Below are 11798 nucleotides of genomic sequence, written 5' to 3' on the forward strand. Positions count from 1 at the left end.
GGGACGCAGTCGTCACGCGTACACCAGCGAAGATCCAGCAGCCGAGAAGAATCGTGGTCAGCCAATGCCGATCGAGATCGACATCACCGAGCGTCTTGAACAGATCGCCGAGGCCACGCTGCGTGTGGCCGAGCGCGAAGGTCCAGCGGCGATCACCATCCGGGCGGTCGCGGCCGAGCTCGGTGGCTCGACCGCGGTGGTCACGAACTACCTCAAGACCCGCTCCGACCTTCTGGTCAACGCCATCCGCTACGCGCAACGCGGATGGCTGGCAGACCTGGACGACCACGTCAATCCGCACGAAGGAGCACAGCACCTGCGCGCCTACATGGCCTGGTCCTCGGGCACGGTCGGCCACGACCGCGCCGTACGGCAGATATGGCTCGACGTCGCCGCCAAGGCCGAGTCGCGCAGCGCGGCGTTCGAGCTCCTGCGTCAGGACGCGACCGAACATCATCAGCTGCTGCGCGCCGCCGCGGCCAAGGCAGGTGTATCGGACGCCGACTTCGCCGCCGATGTTCTCTACCTGCTGCTTCGTGGCTTCTATTTCGCCAGCACAGAGGACCCCGAACTCTGGACGGACGAGCGGGTCGGCGCCGCGATCTCCCAGCTGACCGACCTGTTCATCGCCGGCCTGGGGCCGTCTCCGGCCAGCGCCTGATTCGCCGGGACACCGACCTGTTCGATGAACGAGAAAGGAGGGCCGGGTGGCCCCGGCCCTCCTACCTGCTGTGACCCGGATCAGGACACGGGAGCTCCGTAAACGCCCATCTCGTAGATGGAGTAACCCCACGTCGTCGTTCGCCGCACACCTTGCATGCGGACGTACTGCACGGCCTCATCCGCGGTGAGCCGGACGACGTCGTTGCCGCACGTGTCCGGACGCTGGGTCGAGACCGTGGTCCAGTTGACGCCGTCGCCGGAGGTCTGGATCTGGTACTCCGCCGCGCAGGCGTTCTCCCAGGCGAGGGTCACCGCCGCGACCTTCGCCGGCGTGGCGAGCTTGACCTGCACCCATTCGTTGTCGGAGTAGCCGGAAGCCCAGCGGGTGCCCATCGATCCGTCGTTGACGTACCGGGCAGCCAGCCGGTCGAGGCCCTGCTCCACGCTCGACGCGGTCGCCGTGCCGTCCAGGGCGAGGTTCTTGCCACCGCCGGCGACGTCCCACAATTGGAGCCGGACGTCGGCCTGGACCAGGAAGACGTCGAGCACCCCGTCACCGACCTTGGGCTGGACCGAGCCCCACGTGTTGCGCGGCGGGTTGACCCGGACAGCGCGGGCTTGCCGCTGCAGATCCTGCGAGTCGGCGAGCGACGCGGCGGCCCCGGCGTCGTCACCGGCCTGCCGGGCTTCGAGCGCGTCGAGCATGGCGACCGTCGCCTTGCCCCACAGCTCGGTGGCGTTCAGCCAGGGCGCGGCGTCATCGGTGAACCCCTTCTCCACCGATCCGCCGCGAATGGTGGCCGGGGCCGCGGCGATGGCGTTCGCGTAGGCGCGCATCGCGGTGAGCGCCTCGGTGCGTCGCCCGCCGTCCCATGCCCGCCAGAACTCGGCCGCGCGCGCGGCGAGCTCAGGCGCCTGGGGCTGCCAGGGGGTGCTGCCGAAGGTCGGGGCCAGGTGCTCCAGGTCGCCGAAGACGAGGAGCGCCTCGGTGGCCGCGCGGTCGCCGCCGGCGAGGTAGGCCATCGCGCGCGGCCAGCTCGTGGTCGCGTCGTACGCCTTGTCGTTCCAGGTGAAGTCCGCGGTGCCGAAGACCGCGACCTTGCTCGCGTACGGCTGGTTCATCGGGTTGGCCACGATGCCGGACAGGTGCGCCGACAGACCGGCCTCACGCTTGGCGTAGGGCGCGAGCAGCAGCCGCCCGCTGGTGTTGCCGAAGTCGTTGACCGGGTAGTTGTCCCAGACGAAGACCTTGCGCCCGAACAGTGCCGAGACCTTGTCGGCCTGCGCGTTGGTGATCTCCGGGGGGACGACGTCGGTGCCGGTCCACATCACCACGATCGCGGGGTCGAGGGTGGCCCGCATGGTCTGCTTGTAGGCGGTGTCGGTCAGATCGCCGTACTCCGTGGGCACCATCTGCAGCGGCCGGGCGCCTTCGTGCGTGGCGATGAAGTTTCGCTGCAGGTCGTTGAGCAGGTCGACCTGAGCCTTCGCCGCCGCGGCGCGTCCGGGCGCGCCGAACGCGACCTGATCCGCCGAGCAGTTCCACCGGGTGTAGCTGATGTCGTCCAGCGGGATGGAGAAGGACCGGGTGCCCAGGTCGTAGAGCGCCTGCAGCTTCTGCTTGAGAATCTTGCGGTCCGCGGGGTCGGAGTAGCAGATCGACTCGCCCGGGGAGACGGCGAACGTGAAGCGCACGTGGTTCGTGCCGGCCCGTGCCACCAGCTCGCCCAGCTCGGCCAGCTTGTCCGCCGGGTACGGATCGCGCCACTTGCCGCGGTGGTAGGGATCGTCCTTGGGCGCGTACACGTAGGTGTTGGCCTTGACGTCGCCGTAGAAGTCCATCTGGTCAAGGCGGTCGGCGTGCGTCCACGGCGCGCCGTAGAAGCCTTCGATGGTGCCGCGCAGAGGCATGGACGGAAAGTCGCTGACCTGCGCGCCGGCCACCTTCCAACCGTCGTCGGACGGGACGAACAGCTGGCGCAGCGTCTGTACGGCATAGAACTGGCCCGCGGCGTCCTTACCGCCGAGAGCGATCTGACGCGGCTTGCCTCCCGAGACCCGCAACGCGTATCCCTCGGCCTGGTCGGGCACGACCGTGTCGCCGAGCACCTCTGCGATGTCCGGCCGTGCCGCGGGACCGAGGCGCACCGTGAGCAGGCCGGCCGCGGCCGCGGGAATCTGGTCGGGGGCGACGATGTCCACCCGGTCGGCGCCGTGCGCCTTGAGCTCCCGGACGAGGCGGTCACGAGCGGCAGGATCGGTCTGGTCGTCGGCGACCACGAGCACCCGGCCGGTCACGACGGCGGCGGAACCGCTGCCGACCAGCGACTGCGGGGTGGGCGACACCGAGGGGAGAGCGGCGTTCGGAGCGGAGGCGGAATGGGCCGCGGGCATGGGCAGCAACGCCCCGGCGCTCAGGGTAGCGGCCAGCGCGAGGCAGGCTTTGGGGGTGATCTTGCGTCTTCTCACGAAGTCTCCAGTGGTCTAGACCGGCACAGTGATCAACACGTCATGCCGGCGTTTTCCAGTCGAGGGGGCGAAACGTGACGGATGCGGTTCAGCTCGTCGAAGCGACGTACTGAGCCCGGACCTGCTCGTCGGTCAGGGCCTGGGCGTAGACGGCGGCGTCGTCTATCGCCCCGTTCAGGGTGGTGCCGTTGAGCTGGCCGAAGTACGCCTGAGGCAGCGCGATGGTCTGCGGCAGCGTCTGACGGCGCTCCCCGTCGACATACAGGGTGGTGGCCGAACCGTCGGAGACGAAGGTGAGCTGTGTCCATCGGCCCAGCGGCACCGAGTAGTCGAACGCGTAGTCCTGCACACCGACCTTGGTGAAGCCGACCTTGCCGCCGCTGCCGTACTGCTCCAGCTTGATGTTGCCCTGCCTGGAGCCGAGCAGGTTGGCGTCGTTCAGCGTTCCGTCCTTGCGCACCCACTGGCTGTAGGTCCACGGTCCGGAGATGTCGAGGCCGCCGATGCCCAGTCCGTCACCGCGACCGCTGAACTTCAACGCCTTGCCCGACCGGCCGTCGACGTAGGACGGCACCCTCATGTTCGCCTCGTCGATCTCGGTCTGCATGTGCAGGGATCCGGTTCCGTCGGGCACCGGGCGGACGTTCATGCCCGGCGCTCCGTCGTGCCAGCCCTCTGGGTACGGCGCGGGCTCGAAGGTGTAGGTGTGGATCGGCTTGCCGTCGGTGGTGGGCTGCTGGGCTTCGAAGCCCTTCCACCCGGGCGCCTTGCCGATCTTGGCCTTGAGCTCGGCGAACTGCGCGTAGCCGGTGGCGGGAGCGGCGTTGTGCCACATGGTGTTGCCAGCCGCGTCCCGCTGCGGTGCCGCCCACTGCTCGGCGTAGCCGTCCACGGCCCACATCTGGTAGTCATTCCAGACGTGCACGATGCCGCCGAGCATCTTCGGATTCGGGTCCAGCCGCCAGGACGAGTGCGCCCATCCCGGGTTGCCGTAGCTCCCCAGCGCTTTGCCGACGATGTAGAGGTTGGCCGCTGGCCCGGCCTGGATCCGGTCGTAGGCGGCCAGCCGCGGATCGCTGCCGTTGCCGAGGTAGTCCATGACGATGACATTGGTGGAGACTTGCTGCTTGGGGGCGCTGGCGCGTTCGAAGCCGTTGTAGATGATCGAGCGCTTGCCCTTGGCGACGACGTGATCGTTCAGCTTGTTGACGTAGTCGTTGAACAGGTCGCCGAACGTGCTGTAACGGTCGGAGTTGTCGGCGAGGAACTTCTTGACCGCGGGGCAGTTGGTCAGGCTCGACGGCATCTCATCCCCGCCGAGATGCACATACGGGCTGGCGAACCACGGCATGAACTCATCCAGGATCCACTCGGCGGCGGTGACCGCCTCGGGCCGCATGATGTTCATCGCGAAGCTCGAGGTCACCCAGCCGTAGGTGTAACTCTGGCCGCAGGAGTTGTCCGGCGTGGCGCCCGACCCATCGGGATTGGGACCGTGCCCCATACCGACCTTGAAGTAGTTCGACACCGGATCGGCGTGCCCCGGAAACTCGAGCCCCGGCACGACCTGCACGTTGTTCTCCCGGCCCAGCTCGACGAACTCCCGGATCTGCTCCCGGCTGTAGGCGAACTTGCTGGACGTGAGACCGGGCAGGTTGTCGCTGTAGAGACGGAAGCCCTCCGGCTCGACCAGGTGCAGCAGCAACATGTTCTGCTTGGTCCAGCCCATCTCGCGGATTGTGTCCTTGATGTACTCCGGCGTGTAGTACTTGCGCGCGGCGTCGATGGAGAACCACCGCTGCGGCTTGCTCGGGACATCGACCGCCTGTCCCTTGGGCAGGCGGGCGTGGCCCTCGTCCTGGCGCAGCAGTTGCAGCACCGACCGACCGCCGTAGTACAGGCCGGCGGTGGTGTTCGCCTCGACGGTGACCCGATCGTCGACGGTGAGCCGGTAGCCCTCCGCTCCGAGCTCGTTCTCCTCGACGAGCCGCAGGCGGATCCCGTGATCGCTTTCCCGGGTGCCCGGCTTCGCCGCCATCGGCCGTCCGGTCACCGTCGTGTAGTCGGCGGCGATGGTCTCCGCCACCTGGGCGAGCGTCCGGTCGGCCAGGCCGGGCATCGTCGCGCCGGTCGTCGACAGCGACTTCTGATTCGCCGGATAGCTCACCCCTGCGTCGTCGGCGAGGGTGAGGCTCCCGGAGCCCGCCTTCCAGCTCGACAGCTGAGGCACCACGCCCGGCACGGCCGCCGCGGTGACCTTCTGGTTGTAGACCTCCACCTCCGCCAGGCTCAACGGATCGGTGGCGGACTCGAGCTGAATCCGGACGTAACGCCCCTTGACGCCGCCCAGGTCGATGACGCTCGGCGTTCCCGCCGTGGCCGCCTGCCGGGTCGCGGTCACGCCGGGCGAGGACTTCGCCTCATCGACGGTCTGCCCGCGGATCTCCTGCTCGGACGTCATCACCCAGTAGTTGCGCAGCCGGTCGGCGCAGCAGTCCGTCCGGTTGTAGATCCGCACCTCCGCCAGGGTGTCGGCGGCTCCCAGATCCACCTGCCACCACGCCTGGTTGGACGGCTCGGCGGTGTGGGTCACCGACCCCTGCCCGAACACGCCGCTGGTGTTTCCGTCCACCGCCCTTTCCGGCACCCCGCCCCAGCCGAGGCTGCTCTGGGTCGCGGGCTTGCCCAGCGCCAGGTTGACCGGCGCCACCTCGACGGTGTCGGTGGCGGTCACCGTACGCCCGGCGCCAGTGCCGGCCACAGACGCGGTTACCGTGACCGGGACGTTCCTGGCCAGAGGTGTGCCGGGCGGAACGGTGATCCGCACGGGCAACGTGGCCGTCTGCCGCGGCTCCAGGGAGGCGACCGGGCGCAGACCCGTGACGGTCCAGCCCTCCGGCGTCAGACCGGTGGGGGCGAGATCGCTGAGTGGGGTGTCCCCCACGTTGGTGTAGGACAGCGTGCCGTCCATCGTGGCGCCCGGGGAGACGCGCGCCGGCAGGTCCAGGACCGCCCGGGCGGAGATCGGCGCGTTCGGGGTGTGGATCCTGAAGGAGTATGCGCTGCCGAGCGGATCGATCCCGCTTCCCCCCTGCGGCATGGTGACGACGATGTCGCCCGCGCTGTTGCGGTCCCACTTGAGCGCCGCCTCGGACGTGCCGCCGACCAACGTGATCTTGGTGTTTGGCTTCACCGGCACATCCGCGCCGAGCGTGAGCGTGTTCCCCGGCCACGCCAACGCGGTGGCGTACAGGTCCCCCTTGTTCACCGTGTAGCGGACGGGGACGGTGCTCGCCGGCTCCTCGGCACGCGTCCAGTACGTCGAGCCGTAGATCGCCTCCCCGTTGGTCTTCAGCCACCGCCCGACGTCGCGCAGCCGGGAGGCCTGGGCCTCGGGGATCGTGCCGTCGGCGTCCGGCCCGACGTCGAGCAGCAGGTTGCCGTTCTTGCTGACGATGTCGACCAGGTCGTGGACGATCTCGGTGGAGGACATGTAGTCCTCGATCGGCTCGTTCTTGTTCAGCCCGTAGGAGAAGCCGATCCCGCGGCTGGACTCCCACTTGCTCGTCCTGATGTCCGGGACGTTCTCGTATTCGGGCGTCTCGAAGTCGAGCTGGTCGCCGCGGTACGGGCCGGGCTTGACCCTGCACCGGTTGGCGACGGCGACCTCCTTGGGCTGGGGGCGGTCGGCGGCCTGGTTGTAGAAGTGGGCGATGGTGTCGCCCATCTTCCAGTAGCTCGCGTCCCGGTCCCACTCACCGTCGCACCACAGGATGTCCGGATCGTAGTCGTCGATGAGCTCGTTCATCTGCGGGAGCATGTAGTCGGTTACGTAGTTCTGACCAGTGGTGACACCGGTATAGGGGATCTGCGCCCCCGTATACGGATTTGTCGGTTGCCGCCCGGTGTAGTTGGGGTTGTACCACTCGTAGTTGGAGTAGTAGAAGCCTCGCCTCAGGCCCGAGCCCTCGGCAGCGTCGAACAGCATCTTGGCCAGGTCCTTCTTGGGGCCGTGATGCACGACGCTGCGGGTGCTCTGCTTGGTGTCCCACAGGGCGACGCCCTCATGGTGCTTGGACGTCAGCACGAAGTACTTGGCGCCGGCGTCCTTGAACAGCGTGACCCATTCGTCCGGCTTGTAGTTCTCGGCCTTCCAGTCGTCCATGAAACCGTCGTAGTTCTTGCCCTCGCCGTAGGTGTCCCGGTGATGGACGTAGGTGGCCGAGTTCTTGCTGTTCATGTAGTTGCCGTACCACTCGGCATAGCTCCGGCGCGGCCCCCACGCGGGGACGCTGTAGGCGCCCCAGTGGATGAAGATGCCGAACTTCGCGTCGTCGAACCACTGCGGCGTGGGGTGCTTCTCCAGCGAGGCGTAGTCGCCGGTGTAGCGCTCGGGTGGGGCGTTGTCTGCTGCGAAGGCGGTCGATGGGCTTGTCGTAAGAATCAGGGCCAGGGCACCCGTTATGGCGGTCCCGGTGATCCTGGTGGTTCGTAACAGATGTCGGCGACGTCGTCTCACGATGCGGCTCCTGGGGGGTTGGGGAGGGAGATCTGCGCCGGCCGCACCGGCGATGCCAGGACCGGCGCAGATCTCCCGTGATCTCGAAACGTCAGCGCACCCTCGCGGGCCTACGCGGGGTCGGGCTCAGGGCTCATCGAGCGAACCTCGAAGCGCCACAGCGAGTAGCCGAAGCCGGAGGCCCGCTTGACACCCTGCATCCGCACGTACCGGGCGGTCACCGGGGCGAAGGTGAGCTCGTCCACGCGGGCGCCCGAGGGCTTGCCCCGGACCGCGACCGCCGTCTTCCAGTTGGCGGCGTCGTCGGAGACCTGGATGTCGTAGTCACGACCGGAGGCCGTCTCCCAGTCGAGCAGGACGCGCTGGACGCTCTGCGGGGAGCCGAGGTCCACCTGGATCCATTCGCCGTCGCGGTAGGCACTGGCCCATCGGGTCTTGGGGTCTCCGTCGGTGGCGTTCTCCGGCCCCAGGCTCGCCACTTCGGACGACGACGCGGTGGTCGGCTGGTGCAGCGCCAGGTCCGGCACCTCGTAGACGCGCATGCTCCACAGGGCGTACCCGTTCTGCTTCTTGCCCGCCTGCGTGCCGACGAGCCGTACGTGCCGGGCCGTGACCGGATCGAACGTGAGAGTGTCGGTTCCGGCGGTTTCGCGGCCCGTACGGCCGGCGACCGTGGTCCAGTTCTCGCCGTCCCTGGACACCTGGATCTCGTAGTCGCGGCCGTACGCGGGCGCCCAGTCCAGCTCGACCTTGCTGATCGCGAACGGTTTGCCGAGGTTCACCCGCAGCCAGGCCTCGTCTCCCGGACCGCCGGCCCACTTGGTGCTACGCACCCCGTCGAACGCCGCGGCCGCCTCACCGGCGGAGGCGGTCGCCTCCTTGCCGAGGCTCACCTCCCCCGAGGCCGCCGAGGCCAGCGTCGTGGCGACCTTCGTCAGCCCGGTGCCCACGCCGAGCTTGCGCACCGTGCCGAGGAAGGCGCTGTACGGCACGCCGGCCTTGGCCCCGCTCCACATCTTCTGCGCCAGCACGCCGAACGTGGGCTCGACCAGCCCGTGCACGTCCAGCTCCGTGTAGGTGGCCTCGGTCAGGTCGTTCCACACCGCCGACATGGCTCCGAGCAGTTGCGGGTCACCGGGGGCCACGTCCTGCCCGCCGGGGAAGACGTGCGGCTCCCACTGGTCGTAGAGGTACTTTCCGTCCAGCCCGCGGCCGTGGTAGTAGCCCGCGAACGGGACGACGTAGAGCAGGGCGTCATTGGTGTTGATGAAGGAGTAGCCGTCCCGCTTGAGCGCCTGCGGCCCGTACCAGCCGTTGTTCCAGCTGTTCATGATCACGTCGCGGTCGTAGCCGTCGGTGTCGGCCGTCATGACCGACAGGCTGCCCCAGGCCCTCGGCTGCTTGCCGAGCGCGCGGATGTGGGCGGCCATCTCGTTGAAGTAAATCTTGTAGCGGGGCTTGTCCACCGTGTACTCGTCGGCGCCGAAGTGCACGTCAGGACTGCGGAACCAGGGCACGAACTCGTCGAACACCAACTTCATGAACGCGGTGGTCTCCGGCTTGGACAGATCGAGGTGGTCGGAATCGCCGTTGTTGAGGCCGAGCGACGGGCGGAACTTGATGAACGCCAGCGAGTGGGCGGGCGCGTCGAACTCGGGGATGATCGTGACGCCGTTCGCGGCGGCGGTGTCCTCGAAGGAGTCCCAGTCCGCGCGGTCATAGGCCCCGTCCGCCGAGGCCAGCCCGGCCAGCTCGGGGTTGTCGGTCTTGAGCCGGAAGCCGGCCTGGACGTCGCTCCAGGAGGGCTTGTCGCCCTTGAAACCGTTGTCGTTGAGGTGCAACTGCAGCTGGTTGAGTTTGAACCAGCCCATCAGCCGCAGGTAGTCGCGGATGTAGTCGGCGGTGAAGAAGCGCCGTCCGACGTCCAGCATGAAGCCGCGCACCTTGTAGTTCGGCCAGTCCACGGCCGTGCCCACGGGGACCGAGTCGCGGCCGTCGTCGAGCAGCAGGATCTGCAGGAGGCTGCGCGTGCCGTAGTAGACACCCTTCGCGGTCGGCGCGGCGATCGTCACGTTGCGATCGGTGACCGTGAGGGTGTAGCCCTCCTCCGTGAACCGGGCGCCACCCGCCGCGTCGGCGAGGGCGGGATCGATCGACAGGACGATGTCGCCATCCTGCGGGATCCGGGGGGAGACATCCAGCTTTCGCCCCGTCACCTGTTCGATCTCGGCCGAGAGTCGCGCGCCCTGGTCCTCGAGCTCGTCGACCTGCCTCTTGGCCAGCACGATTCGGCTGTGCTTACGCAGCTCGAACGAGCCGGTTCCGCCCTCCCATTGCTGCAGCGCGGGGACCACGGCGGGCTTGGCGTTGGGGTTGGTGCTCGTTGGGGCGGGGTCGGCCGCCGCGGACGGGACGGCGAGGAGCGGCACGCATAACGCGAGCGCCACCCCTCCGACCAATCGGGCTACATGTCGCTTCATGCGCAATTCAACCTGCTTTCGAGCGAGATTGAAAGACTTATACCTCAAATGGAGCGGGGGGTATAGACCAGTTAGGCCGCCGGAATGGAGATGGTCAGCATCAGATCAGCTCGTCGGTCTAGACCGAACCGCGGGGCCCGCTCGCGCTTTCTCGCGCCGAAACAGCAGCTGATCGCGTGAATGTCCTGCTCACGGCGGTCACCCGAAACCGGGCGACGCACTCGCTGCGACCACGCCCCTGGTACGGACGAGAGCTGGGTTGCGCTTCTCCCCTCAGAGATCCGATGTCTGCGGCCTCGACCACACGAACCTAAGGAGGGTGGATCTATCGCGGTGCGAGAGGCGGCTCTCGGCTCGATTCAGCAGGTGATTTTCGTTCGTCAAGAAAATCTGCTGCTGGGTTTCTTGACGAACGAAAATTGCCCGTGCCACGATCCATGCACGTCGACCACGGAGGAGCCTTCGATGGACGTTCCCGCACTACTCCTGCCCGGTGACGGCCCGGATGTGATCTCCGGGCAGACGCGGGCCGCGGTGTTCGCGGCGGTTCTGTCGGCGGGCCCGCTGTCGCGTGTCGAGGTGGCCGAGCGTACGGGCCTGTCCCCCTCGACCGTGACGAAGGTCGTCGCCCCGCTGATGGAGGCCGGCTACCTGGTCGAGACCGGCGTGGCGTCGGCGGGAGGCACGCCGGGACGGCCGCGGCGGATGCTCAGCGTCAACCGCGACCGGCATCGCGTGGCCGGCGTCAAGCTGCACCCGTCCAAGGTCACCGCCGTGCTCACCGACATGGAGGGCAGGGTCACCGCCCGGGCCGAGCGGCGGCTGCGTGGTCACCGGCCGGAGTCCGTCCTGCGCACGGCCGCCGACGCCGTCGCGGAACTGATGGTCACCGAGGGCCCGCCCGCGCTCGGCCTGGGCGTGGGCGTCGGCGGTCACGTCGACCAGACCACCGGAAAGATCGTGCACTCGGGCATCCTGGGCTGGGAGGACGTCGACGTCGCGGGGCCGCTGGCCGAGCTGACCGGGCTGCCGACCGTGGTGAGCAACGACGTCAACACCCTGGTCGTGGCCGAGCACTGGTTCGGCAAGGGCCGCGGCACCGAGTCGTTCGCCGTCGTCACGGTCGGGGCCGGCATCGGTTGCGGCCTGCTGCTCGGCGGTCGGCTCTACACCGGCGCCGGCGGCCTGGCGGGCGAGCTCGGCCACCTGCCCCTCTATCAGGACGGGCCGGAGTGCAGCTGCGGCAACCGCGGCTGTCTGGAGGCGATGGCCTCCACCCCGGCCATCCTGCGCTCGATAGCTGAGCGGGGCGGACCCGCCCTGCGCTCGATCGTCAGAGCGGCGCGGCTGGCCCGGGAGGATTCCGGACCGTCCGGCGCCGCCGCGCGAGCCGCCTTCGAGGCCGCGGGCGAGGCCTTGGGGAGGGGTCTGGCCGCGCTCTACAACCTGCTCAACCTGGAGATGGTGATCCTCTCCGGCGAGGACGTCAACGCGCACGACCTGTTCGGTCCCGCCGCGTCCGCCGCCGCCGAGGCGCACGCCTTCTCCACGGCCGCTCGTGACTGCGAGCTGGTCGTCGACGCGGTGGACGACCAGCTGTGGGCGCGCGGGGCCGCCTGCCTCGTGATCCACCAGGCCGTCGGCATCACCCCCCGATAGAAAGAAGA

5 protein-coding genes are annotated in these 11798 nt (G+C 68.5%); 2 read left to right on the forward strand and 3 right to left on the reverse strand.

Annotation, left to right across the window (positions count from 1 at the left end; all coding sequences use genetic code 11):
• Positions 1–64 precede the first annotated feature (64 nt).
• Positions 65–661: a TetR/AcrR family transcriptional regulator gene (locus QSK17_RS04225; protein WP_285703043.1), complete on the forward strand. Its 597-nt coding sequence runs from the start codon at positions 65–67 to the stop codon at positions 659–661.
• A gap of 80 nt (positions 662–741) precedes the next feature.
• On the opposite strand, the gene QSK17_RS04230 is transcribed toward QSK17_RS04225, so the two are convergent.
• The 3 genes from QSK17_RS04230 to QSK17_RS04240 all read right to left on the reverse strand — a co-directional run bounded on the left by QSK17_RS04230 (position 742) and on the right by QSK17_RS04240 (position 10131).
• Entirely contained in the window at positions 742–3132 is a 2391-nt protein-coding gene (locus QSK17_RS04230) for a glycoside hydrolase family 84 protein (RefSeq protein ID WP_285703044.1), read from the reverse strand.
• Positions 3133–3220: 88 nt separating this feature from the next.
• Entirely contained in the window at positions 3221–7651 is a 4431-nt protein-coding gene (locus QSK17_RS04235; RefSeq protein ID WP_285703045.1) for an alpha-L-fucosidase, read from the reverse strand.
• 110 nt (positions 7652–7761) lie between these two features.
• Positions 7762–10131, reverse strand: a complete 2370-nt coding sequence (locus QSK17_RS04240; protein WP_285703046.1) for a glycoside hydrolase family 20 protein — start codon at positions 10129–10131, stop codon at positions 7762–7764.
• Between the two features lie 465 nt (positions 10132–10596).
• Here QSK17_RS04240 and QSK17_RS04245 point away from each other — a divergent pair, with 465 nt between their 5' ends.
• On the forward strand, positions 10597–11790 hold the full coding sequence (locus tag QSK17_RS04245) for an ROK family transcriptional regulator (RefSeq protein WP_285703047.1): 1194 nt from the start codon (positions 10597–10599) through the stop codon (positions 11788–11790).
• Positions 11791–11798 lie beyond the last annotated feature (8 nt).

The organism is Microtetraspora sp. NBRC 16547, from assembly GCF_030268965.1.
Taxonomy (GTDB): domain Bacteria; phylum Actinomycetota; class Actinomycetes; order Streptosporangiales; family Streptosporangiaceae; genus Microtetraspora.